Source organism: Myxococcus sp. XM-1-1-1, assembly GCF_020037095.1.
Classification (GTDB): domain Bacteria; phylum Myxococcota; class Myxococcia; order Myxococcales; family Myxococcaceae; genus Myxococcus; species Myxococcus fulvus.
Map to the genome: position 1 here is coordinate 74411 of NZ_JAIQDH010000004.1, position 24287 is coordinate 98697.

Annotated in this window: 23 protein-coding genes; 10 read left to right on the forward strand and 13 right to left on the reverse strand. The window is 70.6% G+C overall.

What is annotated here, in order from left to right; translation table 11 throughout:
* Positions 1–151 precede the first annotated feature (151 nt).
* On the forward strand, positions 152–787 hold the full coding sequence (locus tag K8640_RS10790; RefSeq protein WP_223746969.1) for a hypothetical protein: 636 nt from the start codon (positions 152–154) through the stop codon (positions 785–787).
* On the opposite strand, the gene K8640_RS10795 is transcribed toward K8640_RS10790, so the two are convergent.
* The 5 genes from K8640_RS10795 to K8640_RS10815 form a co-directional block, all read right to left on the reverse strand.
* Positions 788–2836 carry a TonB-dependent siderophore receptor gene (locus K8640_RS10795; protein ID WP_223746970.1) on the reverse strand — a complete coding sequence of 683 codons (2049 nt, stop codon included), beginning with the start codon at positions 2834–2836 and terminating at the stop codon, positions 788–790.
* An 86-nt stretch (positions 2837–2922) separates the two neighbouring features.
* Positions 2923–3936, reverse strand: coding sequence for a PEGA domain-containing protein (locus tag K8640_RS10800; protein ID WP_223746971.1), 1014 nt, complete (start codon positions 3934–3936; stop codon positions 2923–2925).
* Between the two features lie 57 nt (positions 3937–3993).
* Positions 3994–5208, reverse strand: coding sequence for a serine/threonine-protein kinase (locus K8640_RS10805; RefSeq protein WP_223746972.1), 1215 nt, complete (start codon positions 5206–5208; stop codon positions 3994–3996).
* A 119-nt stretch (positions 5209–5327) separates the two neighbouring features.
* A complete protein-coding gene (locus tag K8640_RS10810; RefSeq protein WP_223746973.1) occupies positions 5328–6125 on the reverse strand; it encodes an imm11 family protein in 798 nt (265 codons plus the stop codon).
* 83 nt (positions 6126–6208) lie between these two features.
* Positions 6209–6916 (reverse strand): metallophosphoesterase family protein, encoded by a 708-nt coding sequence (locus K8640_RS10815; RefSeq protein ID WP_223746974.1) that lies wholly within the window; start codon positions 6914–6916, stop codon positions 6209–6211.
* 214 nt (positions 6917–7130) lie between these two features.
* On the opposite strand from K8640_RS10815, the gene K8640_RS10820 reads away from it, so the two are divergent.
* The gene (locus K8640_RS10820) at positions 7131–8144 is read left to right on the forward strand and encodes an SPFH domain-containing protein (protein ID WP_370640336.1); all 1014 of its coding nucleotides are present in this window, start codon (positions 7131–7133) and stop codon (positions 8142–8144) included.
* A gap of 24 nt (positions 8145–8168) precedes the next feature.
* The gene (locus K8640_RS10825; protein ID WP_223746976.1) at positions 8169–9089 is read left to right on the forward strand and encodes an NAD+ kinase; all 921 of its coding nucleotides are present in this window, start codon (positions 8169–8171) and stop codon (positions 9087–9089) included.
* 24 nt (positions 9090–9113) lie between these two features.
* Here the strand turns inward: K8640_RS10825 and K8640_RS10830 are convergent, their stop codons facing one another.
* The 3 genes from K8640_RS10830 to K8640_RS10840 all read right to left on the reverse strand — a co-directional run bounded on the left by K8640_RS10830 (position 9114) and on the right by K8640_RS10840 (position 11891).
* Positions 9114–9683 (reverse strand): protease, encoded by a 570-nt coding sequence (locus K8640_RS10830; RefSeq protein WP_223746977.1) that lies wholly within the window; start codon positions 9681–9683, stop codon positions 9114–9116.
* Positions 9684–9803: 120 nt separating this feature from the next.
* The gene (locus tag K8640_RS10835; protein WP_223746978.1) at positions 9804–10910 is read right to left on the reverse strand and encodes a M35 family metallo-endopeptidase; all 1107 of its coding nucleotides are present in this window, start codon (positions 10908–10910) and stop codon (positions 9804–9806) included.
* A gap of 489 nt (positions 10911–11399) precedes the next feature.
* On the reverse strand, positions 11400–11891 hold the full coding sequence (locus K8640_RS10840) for a peroxiredoxin (RefSeq protein WP_223746979.1): 492 nt from the start codon (positions 11889–11891) through the stop codon (positions 11400–11402).
* 429 nt (positions 11892–12320) lie between these two features.
* Between K8640_RS10840 and K8640_RS10845 the strand changes: the two genes are divergently transcribed.
* The 7 genes from K8640_RS10845 (at position 12321) to K8640_RS10875 (ending at position 17363) form a co-directional block, all read left to right on the forward strand.
* Positions 12321–12743: a PTS sugar transporter subunit IIA gene (locus K8640_RS10845; RefSeq protein ID WP_223746980.1), complete on the forward strand. Its 423-nt coding sequence runs from the start codon at positions 12321–12323 to the stop codon at positions 12741–12743.
* A 33-nt stretch (positions 12744–12776) separates the two neighbouring features.
* A complete protein-coding gene (locus K8640_RS10850; protein WP_046716356.1) occupies positions 12777–13262 on the forward strand; it encodes a PTS sugar transporter subunit IIB in 486 nt (161 codons plus the stop codon).
* A gap of 4 nt (positions 13263–13266) precedes the next feature.
* Entirely contained in the window at positions 13267–13986 is a 720-nt protein-coding gene (locus K8640_RS10855) for a PTS sugar transporter subunit IIC (protein ID WP_223746981.1), read from the forward strand.
* Positions 13983–14750: a PTS system mannose/fructose/sorbose family transporter subunit IID gene (locus tag K8640_RS10860; protein ID WP_141327233.1), complete on the forward strand. Its 768-nt coding sequence runs from the start codon at positions 13983–13985 to the stop codon at positions 14748–14750. The genes K8640_RS10855 and K8640_RS10860 overlap by 4 nt, the downstream gene beginning before the upstream one ends.
* Before the next feature lie 21 nt (positions 14751–14771).
* Positions 14772–15050 (forward strand): HPr family phosphocarrier protein, encoded by a 279-nt coding sequence (locus K8640_RS10865; protein WP_141327235.1) that lies wholly within the window; start codon positions 14772–14774, stop codon positions 15048–15050.
* Between the two features lie 46 nt (positions 15051–15096).
* Positions 15097–16917: a phosphoenolpyruvate--protein phosphotransferase gene (gene ptsP, locus K8640_RS10870; RefSeq protein ID WP_074953505.1), complete on the forward strand. Its 1821-nt coding sequence runs from the start codon at positions 15097–15099 to the stop codon at positions 16915–16917.
* Positions 16918–17003: 86 nt separating this feature from the next.
* The gene (locus K8640_RS10875) at positions 17004–17363 is read left to right on the forward strand and encodes a hypothetical protein (RefSeq protein ID WP_223746982.1); all 360 of its coding nucleotides are present in this window, start codon (positions 17004–17006) and stop codon (positions 17361–17363) included.
* Between the two features lie 12 nt (positions 17364–17375).
* On the opposite strand, the gene K8640_RS10880 is transcribed toward K8640_RS10875, so the two are convergent.
* The 5 genes from K8640_RS10880 to K8640_RS10900 all read right to left on the reverse strand — a co-directional run bounded on the left by K8640_RS10880 (position 17376) and on the right by K8640_RS10900 (position 24191).
* Entirely contained in the window at positions 17376–17882 is a 507-nt protein-coding gene (locus K8640_RS10880; protein WP_223746983.1) for an MgtC/SapB family protein, read from the reverse strand.
* 12 nt (positions 17883–17894) lie between these two features.
* Positions 17895–18497, reverse strand: coding sequence for an MXAN_6521/LA_1396 family lipoprotein (locus tag K8640_RS10885; RefSeq protein ID WP_223746984.1), 603 nt, complete (start codon positions 18495–18497; stop codon positions 17895–17897).
* Between the two features lie 87 nt (positions 18498–18584).
* Positions 18585–21260 (reverse strand): RND family transporter, encoded by a 2676-nt coding sequence (locus K8640_RS10890; RefSeq protein ID WP_223746985.1) that lies wholly within the window; start codon positions 21258–21260, stop codon positions 18585–18587.
* 111 nt (positions 21261–21371) lie between these two features.
* Complete coding sequence (locus K8640_RS10895; RefSeq protein WP_223746986.1) at positions 21372–23507, reverse strand: site-specific recombinase; 2136 nt, start codon at positions 23505–23507, stop codon at positions 21372–21374.
* 108 nt (positions 23508–23615) lie between these two features.
* A complete protein-coding gene (locus K8640_RS10900; protein WP_141327244.1) occupies positions 23616–24191 on the reverse strand; it encodes an ABC transporter substrate-binding protein in 576 nt (191 codons plus the stop codon).
* Positions 24192–24287: the final 96 nt, after the last annotated feature.

Genomic DNA, 24287 nt, shown 5'->3' on the forward strand with positions numbered 1-24287 from the left:
GTTGAAAACTTTCAACGGAAGTGTCGCGGCCCGCGCGTCGTCGGATGAATTAAACCGAGTTAAATCCGCGCCGCCTCGAGTGTCTTCGGCACGGGGCCCGGCGGCTGGGAATCGAGGCCCCGCTCCTCCGTTGTGGAGGTCCATGCGAGCGATGAAGCGACGAGAGGTCCTGGTGGGGTTGGGCGCCTGCGCGGCCGGCGTGGTGGTGGGAGCCTGCGCGGAGGCGGGTGGGGCGGTGCCCCGGGCGCGGCCGGACCTCTACGCGTGCGAGGGCTGTGAAGCGGTGGCCGAGCGCGCGCCGGACTCGATGACGTCCCGCGTCCAGCTCGCCTCGTCGACGGAGCCGGGCGAGCGGATGGTGCTGACGGGGCGGGTGCTGAGCCCTGGCACGCGAGCCCCCGTGGCGGGTGTCATCGTCTATGCCCATCACACCAACGCGCAGGGGCTGTATGCGAACGGGGGCAAGGAGACGACGTGGAGCCGGCGTCACGGCCGGCTGCGAGGGTGGGCACGGACAGGGAAGGACGGTGTCTACACGTTCGACACCATCAAGCCCGCGCCCTATCCGGACGGTTCGATGCCCGCCCACGTGCACCTGTTCCTCGGCGAGCCCGGCCGCGCTCCGTACCACGTCGATGACGCCGTGTTCGACGGCGAGTACGGCGTGACGGCGGAGTACCGCGCGAAGCAGGAGCTGCGCGGCGGCAGCGGCATCCTCAAGCTGTCACGCTCGCCCGCAGGCGTGTGGCTGGCGACGCGGGACATCGTGCTGGAGCCGCATCCCTAGTCACGGCTCGCTCAGCGCCGGGTCGAACAGGTAGCTCAAGCGGACGAGGAACTCGCGCGAGAACACGGGCAAGGGCGCATGGCCGCCGTTGTACGGCTGGGCGATGCGGAAGTTCGTCCCGAGGATGTTGTAGACGCCCGCGCCCACCTCCAGCCCTGGCGTGAGCACATCCCGCGCGCGCACGTAGAGGTTGAGCAGCAGCTGCGTCGGCAGCTCCTCCACGGCCGAGCGGCCCTGGTCATCCGGCACGTCCACCGCGAAGCGCCGTCCCACCAGCACCGCCGTCGGGTTCACCGACAGCCACGGCTTGAGCTTCAGGCTGCCGGACAGCGAGGCCTTGTGCGTGGGCATCCCGGTGAACGCGTTGGAGTGTCCGGGCACCTGGTAGTCGGCCACGTCGTTGCGGCCCGAGGGCGCGTAGAACGAGTAGCTCAGCGCCACCCGTCCCCAGCTCCCCTTCAGGTGGTAGTCCAGCTCCACGCCCCGGCTGCCGAGCCGCCCCAGGTTGCGGTAGGCCTCCTCGTTCGTCACCGCGTCGTACGAGTAGATGATGGGGTCGGAGACGCCCACGTCGAAGGCGTTGGCGCTCAGCGCGTGGCCCTCGCCCAGGCGCAGCGTGCCCTCCAGCTCGTACACGGTGGTGCGCTCGGGCTTCACGTCCGCGCCCAGGCTGATGTTCTCGATGCCCGGCGCGCGGAAGGCGCGGCTGAACAGCGCCTTGCCGCTGAACGGACCGAAGGCGCGCAGGAGCACCAGCCGCGGCACGAAGGAGCTGCCGAAGGCGCTGTGGTTCTCGTACCGCGCGCCCGCGACCACGGTGGCGATGGGGTTCTCCGAGAACGCCTCCACGAAGCCCGCGACGTTCAGATAGGAGACGCTCGTCGCGCCGTCCGCGCCGAAGGCCGTCTGCAGTCCCACGTCCGCGGGCCCCTCCAGCCGCCCCTGGTCCGACGCCACGTCCACGCCGCCGGTGAGCTGCAGGTAGTCCAGCGCCGCCCAGCGCGCCATCGTCCGGCCGCGCAGCCGCATCACCCGCTTCTCGTAATAGAACTCCGAGCCCTGGTCCGTGTCGCGGAACGGCTCGGCGAGCGTCAGGTTGAAGCGGGGGATGATTTCAACCCGCTCGCTCGGACGGAAGCGGTTGCTCAGCTCCGCGTGGAAGGACTCGAAGTCGGTGGCCGCGGGCGCGTCCAGCACCTCGTCGAAGGCGACGATGGCCGACGTGGCGAAGCGCTGGTACAGCACGCTCAATTGCAGGTCCCGGTAGCCCACGCCCGCCTGCACCGTCGTCGGGTCCAGCTTCGTGTTGCCGCCCAGCTGCGCGGTGTTGCCGAAGAAGTCCTCGAAGCGCCCGTCGCTGCGCTGCCCTTGCCCCAGCGACGCGGAGGCGAAGACGCTCAGGCCCGGCGCGGACTCGAACACCTTGCGGCCCGACAGCGTGAGGCTGCGCCGCCCGTTGACCGACTCCAGCTGGCCATAGGTGCCCGACACCATCAGGTCCGAGCTGCCCTGCACGCCGCGGGTGATGACGTTGATGACGGCCAGCTCCGCGTTGCCGCCGTAGATGACCGAGCCGGGGCCGCGCACCACCTCGATGCGTTCGATGAGCTCCACCGGCAGCTCGTTGCCCAGCTGCATCGTCGAGTAGAGCTGCTCGTTGAGTTCCTTGCCGTCGACGACGAGCAGCACCTTGCCCTCGTAACCCCACAGGCCGCGGAAGCCCGGCCCCACCGTGCCCTGCGTGTCCACGCCGAAGAAGAAGCCCGGCACCTGGAGCAGCACGTCCATCAGGTCGCGCGCGCCCGAGTCGCGAATCTCCTCCGCCGTCAGCGACGTCACCACCGCGGGCGAGTCACGCAGCCGGGTGATGGCGAACGAGGCCACCTGGCTGTGCACGTCCGACTCCCCATCCAGCGGCAGCTCCTCCTGCGCGCGGGCCTCGGGCGCGGGCTCGGACGGGGGCTCGGGCTCCTCCCACTGGGCGAGGGCGGGAGACGCGCACAAGAGCAGCGAGAGCAGACCGGGGCGGAGCCGATGACGGCGGACCATGGTGACCTCCAGGCAATGACGGGGCGTGGGCGTCCAAGGCCCTCGCGGAGATTCGGAATGGGAGCGGTGCGGGGAACGAGAGGCTTTCAGCGCACCCGGACGGCGACACGACGGCCTGCTTCGACCTCGACGCTCATGCGACGCTTCACCTCGCCGTTGACGCGGACCTCCACGCGGGCGGGGCCGGCGGGGAGGTTCTGGGCGACGAGGGGTGGAAAGCCATAAGGGCGGTTGTTGACCCAGACCTCGCCGTAGAGCGACGGGGAGCTGATGTCGAGCTCCCCTCGCCCCGTCGCCTCGGCCTTCACCGCCACGGGCGCGGCGGCGGCGACGGGGGGCGTGGGCTGCGGCTCGGTGGGCGCCGTGGTGGCCACGGGGCGCGGAGGGGCGGGCGGCGCCAGCTGCTCGCTCACGTCCCGGTTGAGGGAGTGCACGCCGTCCTCCTCCAGCACCACCGTCTCCTCCATCAACCGGCGCTCCCCCTGCGCGAGCGCCACCCGGTAGGTGCCCGGCCGCAGCGGCAGCCGCGCGGGCGTCATGTCCACCGCCTTGCCGTCCACCTGCACCACCAGCCCCGGAGGCGTGGAGGTCACCAGCAACAGCCCGTTGCGCGGCTCCTCGACCACCGGGGGCGGCTCCTCCTTGGTGTGCTGCGGACTCGCTCGGGACGGACTCGAGCGCGAGGGCTTCGCGCGCGGCGGCGTCCGCGTGACGGCGGGCTCCCGCGCCGGCCTGGCGGGCTCCACGCGCGTCCGGTCGCGCTCGCGGGACTGGAGGTCCGTGGCGATGCGCAGGAGCTCGACCAGGTCACCGCCGGGGGTCCTGCGCAGGCTCAGGGCCTCGGTGAACTCGCGGACGGCGATGTCGTAGTCGCGGTCCTCCAAGGCGGCGAGCCCCGCGGCGCGGCGGGCGCGGGACAGCCCCTCGTTCGCGTCCTCCGCCGGCGGCGCGGGGGCGGTGACGGGCGGCGCGGGGGTGGCCGAGACGGGAGGGGGAGGGGGCACGTCCGACGCGCGGCGCTTGCGCACGACCACGTACGCCATGGCGTTGATGGCGAGCGTTCCGACGACGATGACGGCAATCCAGGTCTTCTGTTTCATCCGCTTCTCGGTCTCACCGCGCGCGCCGCGTCCACCCCGGCGCGAAGGCCGTCACCCTCAGGCGACGAAGTACCAGAACAGGGCACTGGCACAGATGGCGGCTCCGGCCGTCAGGACCACGGGCCAGGGAAAGGGCGGCTCGCCCACGGGCAGGGGCCCGGGAGGCGGACTGTGCACCGTGGCCGACGTGCGCTCCTCCACCGGAGGCCCGGGCCGCGCGCCCGGCACGTCGTCCAGGGGGGACATGTGCCCGGAGGACATGCCGCTGCCGGACACCCCGCTGAAGGCGGCCAGCGCCGCGCCCGTGTTCCCGGGGCGGTCCGCGGGGAACAGCGACGTCACCAGCGACGCCAGCTCGCGCCCGCCCGATGTCCAGTGCTGCGACGCGCGGAAGCGCTCCAGGTCCATCGCCAGCTCGCGAGCGCTCTGGTAGCGCGCGTCCGGCTCCTTCTCCAGCAGCCGCAGGATGATGCGCTCCAGCTCCGGCGCGAAGCCCGGTGACACCTGTGACGGAGGCGTCACCTGCACCTGGGTGGCGGCGACGATGGTCTGCTCCACCGTCTCGCGCTTGAACAGGCGTTTGCCGGTGGAGGCCTCGTAGAGGACGATGCCCAGCGAGAACAGGTCCGAGCGGTGGTCCAGCTCCCGGTTCGTTATCTGCTCCGGGGACATGTACGCGTACTTGCCCTTCACCACCCCGACGCTCGTGCGCTCCACGTTGACCGCGCTCTTGACGATGCCGAAGTCGGCCAGCTTGACGATGCCGTCACGCGACACCAGCACGTTGCCCGGCGTCACGTCCCGGTGCACCAGCTTCAGCGGCGTGCCGTCCGGCAGCGTCTTCGAGTGCGCGTACGCCAGCGCGTCCGCCACCGCGATGCCCACGTCCACCGCCACCCGCTGCCCCAGCGGGAAGGCCGACTTCCACGCGTGCCGCAGCACCCGGTCCAACGACTGACCCTGGATCCACTCCATGGCCAGGTAGTACTGGCCATCAATCTTCCCGAAGTCGAAGACCTGCACGATGTTCGGATGCGTCAGCAGCGCGGCCACCTTCGCCTCGTCCGCGAACATCCGGCTGAACGCCTCCAGGTTGGCGTACTCCGGCAGCACCCGCTTGATGACACACGGCTTGGAGAAGCCGTCCGGACCGTCGATGGAGGCCAGGAAGATGTGCGCCATCCCCCCCGCGGCCAGCCGCTGGAGGATTCTGTACTTCCCGAAGAAGACCTCTTCCACGGGGGCCGGCACCGGCACGTCGAGCCTGTCCAACGGTCGCCTCGGGTAAAACCTGTAAGGCGAGAAAGATACATTCCGTCTGACAACCCCTCAAGTTCGTGACTCCTGGGGTATCAGGTGGCCGGCGTATCAAGCGCCCGGGACCGGGTGGGTCATTCGCCGCGCGGTTTGCGCCGGCTCTTGCGGCGGGGTTTGCGTCGGGCGGGGGGCGGCCTGGTCACCTCTGCGAAGCGCACGCCGCTGACGCCCGCGTGCTCCAGGGCCTGCTTGATGCCCTCGGAGACGATGAGGCTGACGGGCCAGCCCCAGGTGCGCAGCACGCGGGCGCCGCCGGTCTTCTCCGGGTCGATGCGCAGGCCCTTCACGGTGCGGTAGTGGCCCACGCGCTCGGGAGGGGCGTCCTGGGCGGTGTAGTGGGCGACCTCCGCGCAGGCGCGCTCGTCGATACAGCGCATCAGCCGGGTGGCGACGAGGATGAAGTACGGCTCGCTCTCGCCCTCCACCTCCACGGGCAGCAGCTGCACGTCATCCGGGGCCAGCTCCCGGAAGACGGAGGCCACGGTGGCGTGGACCACGGGGGTGAGCCCCGCACCGGCCAGCGAGAAGTCCAGGGGGCGGCCCGGGGGCTCGACGGTGAGCTTCAGCCGCCCCCGCTGGAGCACCGGGGCCCCCGAGGTGAAGAACCAGACGGAGTTGAGCTTCCGCCCCTCCACGGACACCGGGTCGCTCAGCTCCCGGCGGGCCGGGTGGCGGAAGTCGTCGTGAAGGTCGAAGTAGCGGGCGGCGCGGGCCGTCCTCGGGGGAGCTCGCCGCGCGGCGGACGCACGGCGGGGCCTGTCCGGAGTCTCCTCGGAAGGTGCCGCGCCCATGCGTGGAGTCCCTTCGGAGGAGGCCGGACCCGGAATGCGCCGCGCGAGCAGCCGGAGCGCCTGGGTGAGCCGCCTGAACATCCGCCGATGTTACTTCGCACCTCCCGGGTGGGGGCGAGCGGAACGTGAGGGCGCCCGCTCGCGCGCCTCCCTGGCCAGGCGGCCTACCAGGAGGTGTGCAGCGCGTAGCGGCCCGCGCGGGTGTCCAGGCTGAGGAAGGAGAACTGCCCCTCCGAGCAGGTGCCGCTGTTGAGGAACAGCCGGCTGCCGTGCTCCACCTTCATGCCCAGGTGGGTGTGGCCGGTGACGACGACGTCCGCCTGCTGCTCGTGGGCCCGCGCCAGGGCCCAGCGCTGGAAGGTGCAGCGCTCCGGGTCCGGCGTCGCGTGCGTCAGCCGGACATCCAGCGCCTGGAACATGCGGAACATCGCGTGCAGCCGCATGCGCCTGAGCCACGCGCCCGTCCACACCGCGGCCTCCGACAGCCAGCGCGCCTTGCGGATGACCCAGTCGTGGTGGTGACCGTGGGTGAAGAGCATCCGCACCCCGTCCGCCTCCAGGACCAGCTGCTCGGGCGCCCCCAGCACCGTGCCCGCCACCAGGTCGTGGTTGCCGTGGATGTAGTGGTACTGGGGCTGGGAGAAGCGCCTGACCAGCTCCGGGTGGGCGGCGCGAGCGGCCGCCAGCTCGGCCGCCTGGCGTCCCGGGGTCCTGGAGGTGAGCGTCTCGAAGATGTCCCCCAGGAGGATGATGCGCTCGAAGTCGTCCTCCAGCCCCCGCAGGAAGCGCAGGAAGGCCGTGTCCTCGTGGCCGAAGTGGTCCGCCACGTCGCGTCTGCCCAGGTGCAGGTCCGAAATCACCGCGATGCGCATGGCGTGCCCTGTTCCTCACCCGGTTTGCCCCGCAAGGCTGCGCACGCCCCCCGCGTCGCGCCACGAAATCCGCGGGCCCTGTCGCCGCGCGGATGTTCCCCACCTCCGGGACTCTTCCACCGGCGGTCACACTTCGGGTTGCCTTCGTGTCGTTTGGACACTAATAATGGTGTCGAAATAACACGAAGTGGCGAAGCATCGAGGGGTGGACCCCATGGTCATCGGCTACATGAAGGCGGCACCGACGTCGTACGTGATGCAGTTCGAGGGGGGACGGATGGTGCGGGAGGGGGCGGGGCTGTCGTTCTTCTACTGGAAGCCGTCCGCGACGCTGGTGAGCGTGCCCCTGTCGAGCGCGGACGTGCCCTTCGTGTTCAACGAGGTGACGCGGGACTTCCAGGCGGTGACGCTGCAGGGGCAGCTGACGTACCGGGTGGCGGACGCGCGCAAGCTTGCGGGGTTGTTGGACTACTCGCTGTCGGCGTCGGGGCGCTACCGCTCGGAGGACCCGGAGAAGCTGCCGGAGCGGCTGGTGCAGGTGGCCCAGGTGCGGGCGCGCACGGTGGTGCAGGGCCTGAGCTTGCGCGAGGTGCTGGTGAGCGCGCAGACGATTGAGGACCAGGTGCTCGCGTCGCTCGCCTCGGCCGAGCCCATCCGCGCGCTGGGGGTGGAGGTGATGGCGTTCTCGCTGCTCTCCGCCAAGCCGACGCCGGAGATGGCGCGGGCCCTGGAGGCGGAGGCGCGCGAGGGGCTGCAGCGCCAGGCGGACGAGGCCATCTACGCGCGCCGCAACGCCGCGGTGGAGCAGGAGCGGCGCATCAAGGAGAGCGAGCTGGCCACGGAGCTGGCCGTGCAGGAGCGCCAGCGGCAGCTGCGTGAGGCGAAGATGGCGGCGGACATCGCGGTGGAGGAGCAGCGCGCGGCCCTGATGGAGCGGTGGACCCAGAACGAGAAGCAGGCCGCGGACGCGCGCGCCTACGCGCTGGAGAAGACGCTGGCGCCCGTGCGCGGCGTGGACTGGAAGACGCTGATGGCCACCTCGGCGAGCGGCGGGGACCCCGCGCTCAACATCGCGCTCGCCTTCCGGGAGATGGCGGAGAACGCGCAGCGCATCGGTGAGCTGAACGTGTCGCCGGACCTGCTCCACTCGCTGATGAGCGCTGGTGCGGGGAGCAAGCCGCCGCAGGTCTCCGCGCCGCGCGCGCCGTCGCCCGGCCGCGAGCGCTGAAGCCACCCGAGGGGAGGGCACGCCATGTTCGAGAAGATTCTCCTGGTCACCCGGCGCACGCGGCTGGCGGGGCTGGTGGAGCGCTTCAACACGAAGAAGCAGGCGAAGTTCTACGTGGAGAACGCGGGGCAGGACTTCGACGAGTTCGAGCGCGAGGACCAGGCCTACGCGCGCGCGGTGGACCGGCTGCGCGACTCGCTGGACCTGGGGCTGCCGGTGCAGCAGGTGGACCGCGGCCTGGTGCCCACCTTCCTCTTCACCGGGAAGGAGGTGGTCGTCGTCGCCGGGCAGGACGGGCTGGTGGCGAACGTGGCCAAGTACGTGGGGGAGCAGCCGCTGGTGGGCGTGAACCCGGACCCGGACCGCTTCGACGGCGTGCTGTTGCCCTATGAAGTCCCGCAGGCCCGGGCCGCGGTGCGCAAGGTGCTGGAGGGCAAGGCGCGCACGCGCGGCGTCACGCTGGCGGAGGCGCGGCTGGAGGACGGGCAGCGGCTGCTCGCGTTCAACGACCTGTTCATCGGCGCCCGCACGCACGTGTCGGCGCGCTACCGGCTGAGCCACGGGGGACAGGAGGAGGCGCAGTCGTCCAGCGGGGTGCTGGTGTCCACCGGCGCGGGCTCCAGCGGGTGGCTGTCCTCCGTCTTCACGCTGGCGCGGGCGCTCACCGCGCGCACGGGCGGGGTGCCGGGCGGGGAGTGGCGGCTGTCGTGGGAGGAGCCCCGGCTGGCCTTCGTGGTGCGCGAGCCCTTCGTCAGCCGCAACTCGAGCGCGGAGCTGGTGGGCGGCTTCGTGACGCCCGAGCAGGAACTGGTGCTGGAGTCGCGGATGCCGTCGGGGGGCGTCATCTTCAGCGACGGGATGGAGGAGGACTTCCTCGCGTTCGGCGCGGGGGCCCGCGCCCACATCCGTCCGGCGAAGCAGCGCGCGCGGCTGGTGATGGCCTGAGGGCCGCGCGCGCCCGGCTCCGGGTCAGGTCACCGTCACTTCGATGTCGGGGCAGTCCACCGCGGTGTCGTGGAACTCGCCGTTGAGGGCGGGCACCTTCGCCGCGTCCGTGGTGACGTCCATCAGCGGGCCCTCGAAGTGGATGCGGTAGGTGCCCGGCGTCTGGACGCCATACACCTGCGCCACGTCGACGCTGCGCTCCTCCGACGCGCCCGGGGCGAGCGTGGCGTAGGAGGACGCGTCCGGCGGCCCGCGCTTGACCATGGGGCCCAGGTAGGGCTGCTCCGTGGCGGAGCCCGCGAGCGTCACCTTGAAGAAGTTGTTGCGGACGCCCTCCAGCGGCGTGTGCCACTTGAGCACGTACACCGGCTGCTCGGAGGTGTTGGTGAGCTTGAAGCGCACCTCCACCGGCTCGCCCGCCTTCACCTGGGCGGGCGCGCTCAGCGAGCACTCCAGCGTCTTCTTCGCCATGGCTGCCGTCTCCTCGGGCCGCGCGTCGACTGGCGGCGGCGCCTCTTCCTTGCGGGCCGCGCAGCCCGCCACGGCGATGGCCGCGGTCAAGAGCGCGATGCGACCTGCGTGTGCGTGCTTCATGTGTTGGACCCTCCGCCCTTCGCTCCGGGAGCGCGAAAGGCGCGCCCCTCGACAAAAAAGAAAGCGGGGACGCCCGGCCGCGCCCCCGCTTCCCCTTCACATCATGTCAACGGCGCGCTGTCACGGCAGCGCGGGCGTGTTCTCCGCGAAGTACTCGTGGCTGTCTGCGTTGTCGCGGGCGCGCGCGGAGTTGGACGTGGCCAGGCTGCGGCAGGCGCTCTGGCCGTAGGCGTGGTCATCCGTGTCCGCCACCACGGTGAAGTGGCTCATCTCGTGGACCAGCGTGCCGCCCTTGGAGTCGGTGCCGGACATGGGCGCGCTCCAGAAGGCGTTGCACACGTAGATGCGGTAGTGCCCGTTCTTGTAGACGTACGCGTAGGCGCTGTCCGTGCAAGCGCAGTCGACGACGACGTTCTTCGTGTCGAACGCGTTCTTGATGGCCGCGAAGTGCGACCGGATGGTGGCCACGTTCGTCGCGGTGTTCGTGCCGAACCATGTGGTGTAGCGCTGGCCGATGGTGCCGTTCAGGTAGTTGACGGCGCCGTTCGTCATCGACTGCGCGGTGGTGAACGCCGTCGACACCGTGGAGGCCGGGCGCGAGCCCGTGCAGCTCGACGTGGACAGCGCCTGCGCGGAGACGGTGTCGTTGCCCCAGGCGACGGGCGGCTGGAACTGACGGCCCTCCACGAACACGCTCAGGCTGTCGGAGGCCAGCTGGGACAGGCCCTGGTGGCCCTCGTCCGAGTGGTGGCCCTCCGAGTCGTAGCGGATGCTGTAGCTGCCCGTCTTCGCGAAGTCGTAGATGGTGGCCAGGTCCACCGTGTAGGAGACGCTCTCTCCGGCCGCCAGGCGCAGGAAGTCCGTCGTCGCCGGCGTGGCCCACTTGTAGTGACGGCCGTTGTACTCCGCCTTCTGCCCGTCCACCGTCACCTGGAACAGGTCCTCCTTGATGCCGTCCGTCGGCGTGTGCCACTTGAGCACCCGCACCGTGTCCCGCGACACGTTGGTGAGCGTCACCTGCACGTTGACGCCCTCGCGCGCCGCGTAGGACTGGCTCGGCACCGACAGCTTCACCGCCACATCGCCCGCGACCGCGTCACGCGCGCTCTCGCCGGCGGTGGGCGTTTCTCCCGCACGCTCGTCCGGCGCACCACACGCCGCCAACAGCGACACGCTGACAACGGCACCCATCCACCCATTGAGGCGACCACCTGAGCTGAAGCTCATGTCGGGGACTTCCTTTCGGGGATTGCTTTGGGGAGTGACTTCGCGGAGCGCGCGGCGGTCCTCATTCGGAGAATGCGGTCCTGTCGCGCTATGCAGCTTATAGCTCCGTTCACTCCACCCCGTCCAGGCCCGACATGTCGGGTGGCTACGGGCGCGCGTAGGCGACGAGCAGCGCCACCATGCCGACGGCGTACCCGAGCACCACGGGGCCGAGCGCGAAGAGGACGGCGTCGTAGAGGCTTTCAGTCTGGGTGTTCATGGCCTGGGTTCCTTGCGTGGCGCCGCGCGTCCATCGCGTGGCACCCGGACCCATGAGCAAGGCGTGGGCCATGACCCGTCCGGGCGGGAAACCCCATGCACTTCGCGCGGTTGAAGCGGGCCCGGGGGGGCGCGCGCCATCAGGGCCCGCGCAAGGTGTTCGCGCCTGGGACGCGCGCGTGCGGCCGCGGTATCGGCCCTCACGCGCGCGTGCAGGGGTTGCGTCGTGGCTCAGGGAGAAGCGGCGCTCTTGGAGGCGAGCGAGCGGACGAGCTCCAGCGCGCGGCGCACATGCTCGCCCACGCGAAGCTGGGATTCGAAGCTGTCCTGGACGATGCCCTGGCGGTCCACCACGAAGGTGACGCGGCCGGGCAGCATGCCGAGGAACGACGCGCCCACGCCGAAGGCCTCGCGCGCCTGACCCTTCTCGTCGCTCAGCAGCACGAAGGGCAGGCGGTGCTTGGCGGCGAAGCCCTGGTGGGACGCCACCGAGTCGCCGCTGATGCCCACCACCTCCGCGCCCGCCGCGACGAAGTCCTCGTACTGATCTCTCAACCCGCAGGCCTGCACGGTACAACCCGGTGAGTCGTCGCGCGGGTAGAAGTAGACGACGAGCACCTTCTGCCCCACCAGGTCCTTGAGGCGCACCGGCTGGTTGCCCGCGCCCGTCAGCGTCACGTCCGGCAGCACATCGCCCTGCTTCAGCAGCTTGTTCTTCGCCACGCTTGGCTCCTCCCGCACGCACCCGGTGCTACAGCCCCGTGCCGTCGACGCGTCAGTCAACCATGCCCCCGAGGGAGGGGCGAGCTTGCGGACGAGCGCCAACACGCACGGGGTGCACAGCCTGTCCCCTCGCTTTCCGAGAGAGCGCGTGGGCGCGGTGTCACGCGCAACCGCGCCGCACGCATCCGCGATACTTCCACCGCATCTGAATCAGCGTGGGGGCGGCGCGTGTTGCTCCCACGTCCGGCAGGCGACAGCCCTGCGCGCGGCCGGACCCGAAATTTCGGGCACGGGAAGCAATGGCGTCTTACCTTTCGAGACAAGACGTGAGAGCTTAGCTACGGGTACAGGGCGGAAACTTTCGCCGAGGTTGCGCAAGATGCCGTTCAGGCGTAGGACGCAGCCTCGGGGGGTTGGTCAGGAGTGAACATGGTCGGCCTCGTCGTCGCATCGCACGGGCGTTTGGCGGAGGAGCTGGTCTCCACCGCGGAACAGATCGTGGGGAAGCTCCCCGCGGTGGCAACCTGCAACATCGAGCCGGGGACTCCCGTCGAGGACCTCCGCGCGAAGATGAAGCAGGCGGTGTCGCGCGTGGACACGGGTGATGGCGTCATCATCCTCGCGGACCTGTTCGGAGGTACGCCCTGCAAGGAGTCGCTGATGATGTGTCAGCGCATGAACCTGGAGGTCCTGGCGGGCGTCAACCTGCCCATGCTCCTCAAGGCCAACTCGCTTCGCTCCGAGCAGATGACCCTCCCGGAGATGGCCAACCAGCTCGCGTCCTATGGTCAGCGCAACATCACCTGTGCATCCGCCCTGCTTCGCGAGGCCCAGCAGCAGCCGCGAACTTGACCAAGTGGCGCGGGTCGGCGATTCGAGACGGCTGTGATCACCCTGGTCCGCGTCGACAACCGCCTCATCCACGGCCAGGTCGTCGAGGCCTGGCTGCCGCACCTCAAGGTCTCCCGCGTCGTCGTCGCGGATGACGAGGCTGCCTCCAGCCCGCTCATCCGCGCCGCCATGGCGCTCGCGGTGCAGAGCGCCATCGAGGTGCAGATCCTCCCCCTGTCCCAGGTGGACTTCGCCGCCCTGTCCAAGGACGGGGTGCGCACGCTGGTGCTCCTGCGCGACGTGGCCTCGGTGCCCTTCGCGTATGCGCACGGGCTCTCCCTGGGCGAGCTCAACCTGGGCAACGTGCACTTCGGCACGGGGCGCCGGCAGGTGTCCCCCTCCGTGTTCCTGGCCGAGGCGGAGCTGCGCACGCTGCAGCAGCTGGCCGAGCAGGGCGTGCGCGTGGAGGCCCGAGCCGTCCCCGCGGAGAAGCCCGTGGAGCTGCCGGACCTCTCCGAGCGGTGGGTGAAGGCCGGGTGAACACGTGAGCGTCCTCTGGACCCAGGTGGCGCTCGCGGGGTTGTGGGGCGGACTGGTGGCCGTGGAGCGCAAGGCGTTCCTGCAGGCCATGCTGTCGCGCCCATTGGTGGCCTCCACCGTGATGGGGCTCTTGCTCAACGACGTGCCCTCGGGCCTGGGCGTGGGGCTGCTCCTGGAGCTGTTCTTCCTGGGCACCGCCAACCTGGGCGCGTCCCTGCCGGAGAACGACACGCTGGCGGCCACCGCCACCAGCGCGGCGGCGTGCACGATTACGCTCGCCTCGGGCGCGGGCTCCACGCCGGCCATCTGGTCGCTCGCGGTGCTGCTGTTCATCGGCATGGGCCGGGTGGGGCGGCGCGCGGACCGGCTGTTGGAGGGCTACTCGGCCCGGCTGGCGCGCGTGGCGCTCGCCTCCGCGGAGGCCGGCAACCTCACGCGCGCCATGCGGCAGAACCTGTGGGGCATGTGGCCGCACTTCGTGGTGTACGGCGTGCTGACGGCCCTGTGCGCGCTCGCGGGCTTCTTCGTGGAGCCGGCGCTGCAGTCGCTGCCGCCCATGCTGGTGCGGGGGCTGGCGTGGGCGTGGCCGGCCATGGCCTCGGTGGCGGCGGCCATCGCGGCGCAGGGCAGCCACGCCCGGAAGGCGCCCCTGTACGCGGCCCTGGGCGCGGCGGCGGTGACGGTGGCGGTGGTGCTGTACGTGCTCCAGGGGCATGACGCGTGAGCGCTCCGGACACCACGCTTCCCTGGGGAGTGCTGCTGCGCGTCTTCATGCGCTCGCTCTTCCTGCAGGCGTCGTGGAACCCCAAGGGCATGCAGAACCTGGGGCTGGCCTACGCGGTGTTCCCCGCGCTCGAGTGGCTGTACGCGGCGGGCGCCGCGCGCGAGGAGGCGGTGCGCCGGCACCTGGTCTTCTTCAACACGCACCCCTACGTCGCCGCGGCGATTGTCGGCGGCGTCGTCTTCCACGAGGAGCGCATCTGTCGGGGGGAGGAGACCCCGGACAAGGTGGTGGCCTTCAAGGCGGCGCTGATGGGGCCGCTGGCGGCGCTGGGGGACGGGTTCTTCTGGCTGTCGCTCAAGCCCGCGGCGGGCGCGGTGGGGGCGGCGCTGGTGCCGCTCCTGGGCCTGTGGGCGGTGCCCGTCTTCCTGGTGCTCTACAACCTGGTGCACCTGCTGCTCCGGGTGAGGCTGTACTGGCTGGGGCTCACCCTGGGGGACCGGCTGGTGGAGGCGGTGGCGAAGGCCAACCTGCCGGCCCGGGGGGCGCGGCTGCGGACGGTGGCGGCGCTGTGCGCCGGCGGGCTGGCGGCGTGGCTGGCGGTGTCCTTCGGGGCGAACGCGGGCGGGGCGCACGCGCCCTTCCTGGCGGCCGGGTGTCTGGCCCTGGGGGTTGCATCCTACGTGCTGGTCAGCCGTCGGGTGCCCAACTACGTGGTGCTCTACCTCGCGGCGACGCTGGCCTGCGCGGCGGGTGCCTTCCTTTAAGACGAGAGGTAGGAGTCGCGAATGGCAACGGTGGCCGAGGGAACATACGAGATCATCAACGAGCTGGGGCTGCACGCCCGGGCCGCGGCGCAGATGGTCAAGGTGGCCAACCGCTTCAAGAGCGACGTGCTCATCGAGGCGCAGGGACAGCGGGCCAACGCCAAGTCCATCATGGGGGTGCTGATGCTGGCGGCCGCCCAGGGGGTGCAGGTGAAGCTGACCTGTAAGGGAGATGACGCCGACGCGTGTCTCCAGGAGCTGGCAAAGCTCATCGCCGACCGTTTTGGCGAGTCCAAGTGACGGATGACAATGCAAATGCGGTAGGACGGGGAGGGAACAAAGACACGTGAGCAGCCAGGCCACTCCCACACTGAGGTTGATGGGCATCGGCGCCTCACCCGGCGTGGCGGTCGGCCACGCCTTCATCCTGGACAGGAAGCGCATCCGCACGCCCAAGCTGCGGCTGGCGGAGGCGGAGGTCGAGCCCGAGCGGATGCGGATGAAGACGGCGGTGGACCTGTCGGACCGCCAGCTCGCCGAGCTCAAGGAACAGATTACGCGCACCGAGGGCAGCGACCACGCGCTCATCCTCGAGGCGCACCGGCTGATGCTCCACGACCCGATGCTGGTGGACGCCGTCAACCAGCTCATCGTCGAGGACCGCATCAACGCCGAGTGGGCCGTCCGGCGGGTGGCCCGCAAGATAAAGCACCTGTTCGACAACATCCCGGACGAGTACTTCCGCGAGCGCCGCTCGGACGTGGACTACGTGGCGGACCGCATCATCCGCAACCTGATGGGCCAGGTGGTGGACGAGGAGGTGGAGGTCCCCGCGGAGGCCATCGTCGTCGCGCATGATTTGCCGCCCGCGGACGCGTCGCTGATGGCGCGCAGCGGCCGCGTGGCGGGCTTCGTGACGGACCTGGGCGGTCAGACGAGCCACACCGCCATCGTCGCCCGCGCGCGGGAGACGCCCGCGGTGGTGGGCGCCGGCCGCGCCAGCGAGCAGATCTCCCCCGGGGACCTGGTGGCCATGGACGGCACCCGGGGCATCATCCTGGTGAACCCCACGGAGGAGCAGCTCCAGAGCTTCCGCGAGGAGCAGCGCCGCCACCAGGAGGCCGAGCAGCTGGCGCTGGCCACCAAGGACCTGGAGGCGGTGAGCACCGACGGCTTCCGCATCCGGCTCAACGGCAACATGGAGTTCCTGGAGGAGATTCCGTCCCTCCTGGCGCACGGCGCGGAGGGCATCGGCCTGTACCGCACCGAGTTCATGTTCCTGGACCGCAAGACGGCGCCCACGGAGGAGGAGCACTACCGCGCCTACCGGCAGGTGCTGGAGGCCATGGGCGGCAAGCCCGTCACCATCCGCACGTTGGATTTGGGCGGCGACAAGGTGCCGGGCAAGACGAAGCACGAGAAGGAGCCCAACCCGGCGATGGGCCTGAGGGCCATCCGCTACTGCCTGTCCAACCGGGAGCTGTTCCGCGTCCAGCTGCGCGCGCTCCTGCGCGCCAGCGTGCACGGCAACCTGCGGCTGATGTTCCCCCTCATCTGCGGGGTGAGCGAGCTGCGCGAGGCCCGCAGCGAGCTGGAGGCGTGCCGCACCGAGCTGGGCCGCGCGGGCGTGCCCGTGGGCAAGCGCTTCCCGGTGGGCATCATGGTGGAGACGCCCAGCGCGGCGATGATTGCCGACCGGCTGGCGCAGGAGGCGGACTTCTTCTCGGTGGGGACCAACGACCTCATCCAGTACTCGCTGGCCATCGACCGCCAGAACCGCGAGGTGGCCTACCTCTACCGTCCGCTGCACCTGTCGGTGCTGCGCATGCTGGAGACCATCGTCCACGCGGCCAAGGCGGCCAACATCCCCGTGTCCATGTGCGGGGAGATGGCGGGAGACCCGCTCTACACGCTGGTGCTGCTGGCGCTCGGGTTCGACGAGCTGTCCATGACGTCCGGGCAGATTCCGGCCGTCAAACGCTTCCTGCGCCGGGTGGGCCGCAAGGACGCGACGGAGCTGTTGCGCGAGGCGATGGAGCTGACCACCGCGGAGGAAATCGAGCGCTTCATGCGCACGGAGATGGACCGGCGCTTCGTCGACACGCCGGAGCCCGCGCCCGCCCACGAGTCCCCCGGCGACACGCCGTCCGGACGCACCACGGGCTGAAGCCCGCCTCGCACTCCCTGGAGCGCGAGGCGAGGGCCCGGCTGCCCGCCCGCCGGGCAGGGGCCCCGTGCCGGAGGAGGGCGGGCATGCCCAACTTCCAGGTCGGCACCGGACTTCGGGAGGCGGGTGTGTTCAATCCAGCGGACATCCAGAAGGGCATGACGGCCAGGGACAGGGACGGGGAGAACCTGGGCCTCATCACCGCCGTGGACGCGGCGGGGTTCCTCATCGAGAAGGGCAGCTACTTCCCGCGCGACTACCGCGTGTCCTTCTCCGACGTGACGGACATCGACCGCGACGACGTGTACCTGCGCGAGGACCTGGCCAGCCTGCCCGGCGTCAGGCCGGACGTGCTGGCGGCGCGCGGCGAGGTGGCCCGGCGTGTGCCGCTCCAGCACGACGCGACGGGCGCGCTCGGCGCGGCCCCCGCGGACTGGGACAGGTAGGGCGCGGCCCGTTCACTCCGGGCTCTCGTCCTCCGGGGGCTCGGGGCGGCGGCCCTCCACCTTCAGGCCCCGGCGGGCGCGGTGCCCGCGGATGGCCTTCTCCAGGGGGCGCAGGCCCGCCAGCGCCACCAGGGCGATGACCACCGTGGTGACGGCCGCCCAGTGGAAGCCCATGCCCACCGCGAGCCCCACGGACGCGGTGAGCCACAGGTTGGCCGCCGTCGTCAGCCCCTTCACGTGGCCCTGGTCGCGGATGATGGCGCCCGCGCCCAGGAAGCCGATGCCCACCACCACCTGGCTGGCGATGCGGCTGATGTCCGCCTGCGAGCCTTTGGGCGAGTCCTGCCCCAGGGACGTCTCGACGAAGATGCCGGCGAGCGTGAAGAGGCACGCCCCCAGCGACACGATGATGTGGGTGCGCAGCCCCGCGGCCTGGCCGTTGAGCTCGCGCTCCAGGCCGAGCACGGCGCCCAAGAGCGCCGCGACCCCCAGCCTCATGACGATGAGCGTCTCCTCCACGATGGGAGGAACCTACTCACCCAGCTCGATTTTCTCGTCCTTGTCCGCTTCGGTGAGTTCGGGATTGGGCAGCGTGTCGAGCGTGGCGGCGAGCAGCTTGGTGGTGGGCACGACGTACGGCGCCACCTCCTCGCCCAGCTCCTGGCTGAACTTCTGCACCCGCGCCGCGTAGTCCTCGTCGCGTGAGCCCCAGCTCCCCGCGGCCTGGGCCGCCCAGACCTCCTCGCCATCACTGCAGCGGAGCAGCTGCGCCTTCACCTCGGCCTCCGCGCCGTCGCCCTTCAACTGGATGGTGGGGTCCAGCCAGAGCACGCCCTCCACGCCCTCGGTGCACAGCTCCTTGAAGGTGGTGTCCGTGGTGGGGCGGCCGGGCAGCGCGACGTTGTCCTTCACGATGAAGTCGCGGTTCTGGTTCACCCACTGGCGGGCGATGAGGCTCCACAGCTCCCCCACCGCGGGCTTCTCGTCCGGCAGGGGCTGCGCCACCACCACCAGCCGCTTGGTCTGCTTGCGGTCCACCTGCGCGTAGTCCGGCCGCACGCGGTGGCTCTTCACCGCCGAACAGCCCGCGAGCAACCCCAGCCCGAGCACGGGCGCCCATCGCATCAGCCTCATGATGTCTCCCTCTCCCGGCCCCCCTTCCTCACGAAGGAGAGGGGGCCTCGTTACCGCGCGGTTGTGTGACGTCGATGAACGCGCCGCTCAGGCCGCCCGCGTCGAGCCATCCTCGCCGGAGGCGCTGCCCGTGCCGTCGCCCGGCGGGGACTCGCGCTGGCGGCGGTCATGCATGAGCTGCATCACCGCGGCCAGCACGGTGAAGGACACCACCAGCGTGGTGATGAGGCCGATGCAGGCCACCATGCCCATGGAGCGCAGTCCGTTGTGCGCCGCGGCCAAGAGCGCCGCGAAGCCCGCCACGGCCGTCAGCGTGGAGGACGCCACCGCCGCGCCCACGCTCCTGAGCGCCACGAGCGGGGAGGTGCCCTCCAGGAAGCGGTGCAGCAGGTACAGGCCGTGGCTCACCCCGAAGCCCAGGAGGATGGGCAGGATGATGATGTTCATGAAGTTCAGCCGCAGGCCGACGAGCGACATGATGCCCAGCATCATCGCCACGCCCACCCCCAGCGGAATCACGGACGCCAGCGCCAGCTTCGCGTTGCGGAAGTCCAGGAAGTGCATCGCCAGAATCCACAGCGCGGTGAGCACCACCGTGACCTTGCCGTCCCAGAGGACGATGCGCGCCAGCTTCGCGTACAGCTGCGTGGCGCCCGCGGCGCGGAACTCCTTCTGCGCCGTCGGCGTCTTCGGGTCGAAGTCATCCTTGTCGAAGCGGCCCGGGTAGTAGGTGGCGGGGATGGCGCGCGTCTCGTCGGCGAACTGCATCATCTTCTGGCCGTCGAACAGGTCCACGCTCGAATAGATGAACGTCAGCCAGCCGCGGTTCTCCGGCTGCGCGCTGGGCAGGTTCTGGAACTGGCTCTTGTAGTTGGCCGGCACGCCGTGCACGTCGAAGGGCTTCGCGTCGAGCACCTTCATGAAGAAGCTGGCGTTCTCCTGCATCTCCGGCGGCAGCGCGGCGATGGAGAAGCCGCGCGCCTCCAGGTTCGCCATGTCCTGCTTCCACTCCTGCAGCACCTTCTCGTTGGCCTTGGCCGTGGCTTCCGGCGGCACGAAGGTGAAGACGCTCACCACCTGGTCGATGGACGGGTACTTCTCCGGGTGGTCGGTCAGCTCGCGGTAGATGCCCTCCGCCTCGTCCAGGTCCTTGGTGTAGATGGCCATGGGGTCGCTGGAGATGTTGAAGCGGGCGTTGATCTCGTCCTGCAGCAACACCGACGACATGCCGTCCGGGATGAGCGCGCGGGTGTTGTAGTTGAAGCCCACGCCGTGCTTCACGCGCTCGAAGAAGCCCAGGTTGCCCTCGGGGGGCTCGCCCGTGCCGGCCCAGGGCACGGCCGCCGCGCAGATGAGCGCGACGAGCGCGGTGCTCACGCCCAGCACCAGCCCGGGGCGGGGGATGCGCAGCTCCTGGCCGCTGGAGGAGTTGGTCGGCGGCGGCTTCATCTCGCCGATGAGCTTCTTGGGCCACGCCGGGTTGATGCGGCCGAACAGCGCCAGCAGCGACGCGCTCCACACGAACAGCGTCAGGCCCAGGATGAGCGTGCCGCAGCCCGCCAGGAAGCCGAACTGGGAGAAGCCGCGGAACTCACTCACCATCAGCACGAAGAACGAGCCACCCGTCACCACCGCGGCCACCGCCGCCGGCCGGCCCGCGTTGACGAAGGCGTCCACGATGGCCTCGTCGTACGGCTTGCCCGCGCCCAGCTCCAGCCGCGTGCGGAAGGTGAAGTGGATGCCGTAGTCGATGCCGAAGCCCATCAGGATGCCGCCCAGGATGGACGTGATCATGTTGAGCTCACCAATCGTCGCGTAGGTGAAGCCCAGCGTGTAGATGGTGCCAATCACCGTGCCGCTCACCACGATGAACGTGGGCGCCAGCTTCCGGAAGAAGACGATGGTGATGAGGAAGATGGTGACCAGCGCGATGATGGTGACGGGCTCGAGCGACTCCTCGATCGCGAACGAGTCATCCACCGTCGTCTTGTACGAGCCGGTGTAGCCGTAGGCGATGGTCTTCGCGTCGCCCATCAGCTTGTAGTCCTCGACGAGCTTCACCTTGCCGGCCTGCGTGGAGTACGCGGCCAGGTCCTTGTTGAGCTTGTCGAGGTAGTCCTTCGTCTTGCCAATCTCCGTGGTGTCCCACATCGGCTTGATGAGGATGAGCACCATCTTCTTGTCGGCGGAGATGTTGTAGTCGTCGCGGATGCTCTTCTTGCCGACGGACGAGTACTTGTCGACCAGGTCCTGGAGGTTCAGCTCCACGGGCTTGGTGGCGCCCATGTCGATGTAGAAGGGGTTGCTGCGGCGCAGCTTGTCCTCGAGGAAGGCCATGATGCGGCGCTTGCCCTCCACCAGGTCCTCCGTCTTCACGAAGAGGACCATGTTCTGCTGGATGAACTCGACCGGCAGCTTGTAGCTGACGGTGCGCACGTGCTCCTTGTCCGCCTGGAGCATGCCGGCGATGTCGTCCGCCGTGCGCTTCATGGCGGCCTCGTCCGTCGAGCGCAGGGCCAGCATCAGGAAGCCGCTGCCGCCCACCATGTCGATGACCTGCTTGACGTCCTTCACCTCCTGGAGGTCCTGGGAGATGAGGTCGAGCTGGTTCGAGTTGATGCGCAGCTGCAGCGTGGCCCAGGTGGACACGGCCAGCAGCGTCAGCAGCACGGCCAGGACGGTGCCGGGCCGGCGGACCAGGAGCCTCGCGAAGCTGTAGGCGAAGCGAGAATGGGAGTTCGGGTTTCGAGGAGCGCCGCTCATTCGCGGCGACCCTAGCGGCAAACGCCCGGCCCCGGAAGCGCGGCATGACCTGCCCGGCCGGCTCCCGGGCCGCGAGGAAGGGCCGCTCGGACCCTGGGAATAAACGCCCCGTCAGGAGCCGCCGTGCTCCAGGGCGGGGGCCGCCGGGGGCTCCCCGGGGGGCAGGAAGAAGGAGCGGGGGGCCGAGAGGAAGCGGGCCACGACCGCCCGCAGGAACGGCAGGGCCTCCGCGGTGGGCACGTCGCGCGCGCGAACGGCCACCCCCAGCGCCAGGCTGAACGACACCGCGAAGTTGATGACCCCGATGAGCCCCACGCCCACGAGCGCCCACAGGAAGTCCGGCTGGAGCACCCCGTGCGGGCCCAGCGCCGCGCCCGCCATGGCCAGGCCGCCGAGCGCGAAGGTGACGTGGCGGATGTCCAGGGGCAGCCCCACGAAGCGCCCCAGTATCGTCATCAGCGCCAGGAGGAAGCCCAGCGTCACGTTGGCGCCCAGACCCGACGCCGCGTGCGCCAGCCCCTCCGCGAGCCGGTGCGCGCCCCGCTCCCCGAGCAGCCTGCGCGTCAGTCGGTGGTGCGCGAGCGCCTCCGGCAGCCGCCGGTACACCACGAAGTTCTCCAGCCACCCGCCCGCCACGCTGGACAGCCACAGCAGCACGCCGGTGAGGGCCGCGTACAACAGCGCGCCGCTCTTCCACGGGTGCATGGAGGCCACCGTGGCCTGGGCCTTGGCGGGGCTCAAGAACGGCTGCCCCGTGGCCACCTGCCACAGCAGGGCCAGCACCACGGCCGCGGGCAGCACGCAGCCCAGGTTTCCCGCGAAGGCGGCCAGCTGGGAGCGGGTGATGCGCGGGATGATGTCCACCAGGCTGGAGAGCCGGTCCCCCCGCGCGCCCTCGCCGATGGCGCCCGCCAGCGTGGCCGCCGTGACGGAGGGCTGCTTGGTGGCCAGCGTGAAGCCCAGCGCCTGGATGAGCAGGAACGCGACCGCGTAGTTGAGGCCCACGCCCAGGAACGCGAAGAGCGGGGCCAGCGGCAGCGTGGCGAGCAGGAACTTGCTGGCCACCGCGACGGCCGTCACCAGTCCGCCGCCCGCCGCCGAGTGCACCATGGCGTGGAACTCCGGGCGCGTGGTGGTGATGTAGTGCTCTCCCGAGTGGCCCGCGCGCTCGATGATCTTGCGCGCCAGCATCCGCACGTTGCGCCGCGCCAGCTCCACCACGGAGCGGTCCGCGTGCGCCCGCCGCAGCAGGTCCGACAGCAGGCCCAGCGCCTCACGCCAGCGCGGCTCGCCCCGGGGCGCGCCCAGCACCCGCGCGATGGCCTCCATGCGCTCCAGGCTCCGGCGGATGCGCTCCAGCCGGTACACCAGGTCCACGCTGACGCCCGCCTCCTCCAGGTGCCGCGACACGCTGCCCACCACCCGTCGGCAGTCGTCCACGCACGTGCTCAGGTCCCGCAGGGTGTCCTGGGCCGCGTCGCGCGCCAGCACCGCGTCGCACACCAGCCGCAGCCGCAGGAAGGGCGAGGCGCGCAGCGAGGTCTCCGGCGTGCGGTCCCTCACGTCCTCGGTGGTGCCCAGCGCCGCCGTCTGCAGGGCCAGGAGCAACAGCGCGTCCATCAGGTCCGCGCGCACGCGGGCGCCCGGCTGGGGCATGGGGGGGCGCGGCTCGCCCACCAGCGCGGACAGCTTCGCGAGCAGGGCGGGCGACAGGTGGGCGAGCCACACCGCGTCCTCGGGCACGGGGAACAGCCGCAGGAGCAGCTCCGACAGCTTGCCGGGCTCGGGCGGCGCGGGCAGCACCGCCCGGGCCAGCCGGTCGGACGCCTCCGCGAAGAAGCCCTGGCCCGCGGGCAGCCCCACCTGGGCGAAGAGCTTCAGGCCCCGGCTGCCGTCGCACACGCCGGACACCAGGAGGGTGAGGCTCGCGCGCATGGCGGGCTCGCCCTCCAGCACGCGCACCATCAGCGCGAGCCTCGCGTCCGCGGGGGGCTGCTGCGGCTCGGTGTCGTCCACCAGGGCGTGCGCGGGGAGGCGCTCGCGCAGCCACGCCATCCACCGCTCCACCCAGGTGAGCCGTGCCTCCAGGCCCTCCTCGGGGACGTCGCGCAAGAGCCGGTACAGGTCGCGCACGGCGGGGTGGCCCGGCGCGCGGGGCGCGTACTGCATGCAGAACGCGTCCACCTCCCGCTCGGAGGGGCCGTGCTGGGAGCGGCTCGGAGGTGCAACGGAGTGGGAGGCGGTCATCAACCAGGCCAGAGGGGGAGGGACAGACTACGCCAGCCCGGCATCCCCTCGGAACCCCTCCGGCGACCAGGAGCCTGGTGGCCTGGTCGCCGGGAGTGGGCGCGGCGGCTACTTCTTCGCCAGCTCCTGCCGCATGCGGCCCAGCAGCAGGTCCCACCCGCCCTGCTTGAGCAGCGGCTGCACCTGCGTGTCGCGGATGTCCTGGAGCATGGAGGAGCCGAGCACCGTCACGTCGACCACCTTCCACGCGGCCGCGTCCTTCACCAGGCGGTACTTCAGCTTCATCTCCTGCGTCTTCAGCGGGTGCTTGATGAAGACGACCGAGTCCACCGTGGCCTCGCCGCCGTTCACCTCGGCGGGCGAGTAGACGATGTCCTCCAGCGACTTGAAGTTCTCGCGCACGCGCGGGAAGGCAATCTTCGCGAACAGGCCGTGGAAGAGGCTGACGAACTCCTTGCGCTGCTCGTCGGTCCCCTTGGACCACTCGTCGCCGAGCAGGTACTTGCCCTGCTCCTCACCGCCGAAGAGCTTGAGCGCGGCGGCGTCCCGCTCGTAGCGCACGGACGACACCACCGTCTTCACGGGCTTGACGACCGGGTCGTCCTTCTTCGGCGCCGCGGCGGCCGCGGGCAGTGCGAAGGCGAAGGCGACCAGGAGGGAGAGGGTACGGAAGCGGGCGTTCATGTCGGGCGAGTCCTCCAACGGGATTGCTCGGCGTTCTGTTAGCCCAGGAGAACGTCGGGCGCCTCGCGAAATTCATCCCCATGCGGGCCGAGGGCT

Coding starts and splice junctions, on each gene's coding strand:
- K8640_RS10790 (WP_223746969.1), top strand. CDS start 152: ATGAAGCGACGAGAGGTCCTGGTGGGGTTGGGCGCCTGCGCGGCCGGC.
- K8640_RS10795 (WP_223746970.1), bottom strand. CDS start 2,836: ATGGTCCGCCGTCATCGGCTCCGCCCCGGTCTGCTCTCGCTGCTCTTG.
- K8640_RS10800 (WP_223746971.1), bottom strand. CDS start 3,936: ATGAAACAGAAGACCTGGATTGCCGTCATCGTCGTCGGAACGCTCGCC.
- K8640_RS10810 (WP_223746973.1), bottom strand. CDS start 6,125: ATGTTCAGGCGGCTCACCCAGGCGCTCCGGCTGCTCGCGCGGCGCATT.
- K8640_RS10815 (WP_223746974.1), bottom strand. CDS start 6,916: ATGCGCATCGCGGTGATTTCGGACCTGCACCTGGGCAGACGCGACGTG.
- K8640_RS10820 (WP_370640336.1), top strand. CDS start 7,131: ATGGTCATCGGCTACATGAAGGCGGCACCGACGTCGTACGTGATGCAG.
- K8640_RS10825 (WP_223746976.1), top strand. CDS start 8,169: ATGTTCGAGAAGATTCTCCTGGTCACCCGGCGCACGCGGCTGGCGGGG.
- K8640_RS10830 (WP_223746977.1), bottom strand. CDS start 9,683: ATGAAGCACGCACACGCAGGTCGCATCGCGCTCTTGACCGCGGCCATC.
- K8640_RS10835 (WP_223746978.1), bottom strand. CDS start 10,910: ATGAGCTTCAGCTCAGGTGGTCGCCTCAATGGGTGGATGGGTGCCGTT.
- K8640_RS10845 (WP_223746980.1), top strand. CDS start 12,321: ATGGTCGGCCTCGTCGTCGCATCGCACGGGCGTTTGGCGGAGGAGCTG.
- K8640_RS10865 (WP_141327235.1), top strand. CDS start 14,772: ATGGCAACGGTGGCCGAGGGAACATACGAGATCATCAACGAGCTGGGG.
- K8640_RS10875 (WP_223746982.1), top strand. CDS start 17,004: ATGCCCAACTTCCAGGTCGGCACCGGACTTCGGGAGGCGGGTGTGTTC.
- K8640_RS10885 (WP_223746984.1), bottom strand. CDS start 18,497: ATGAGGCTGATGCGATGGGCGCCCGTGCTCGGGCTGGGGTTGCTCGCG.
- K8640_RS10890 (WP_223746985.1), bottom strand. CDS start 21,260: ATGAGCGGCGCTCCTCGAAACCCGAACTCCCATTCTCGCTTCGCCTAC.
- K8640_RS10895 (WP_223746986.1), bottom strand. CDS start 23,507: ATGACCGCCTCCCACTCCGTTGCACCTCCGAGCCGCTCCCAGCACGGC.
- K8640_RS10900 (WP_141327244.1), bottom strand. CDS start 24,191: ATGAACGCCCGCTTCCGTACCCTCTCCCTCCTGGTCGCCTTCGCCTTC.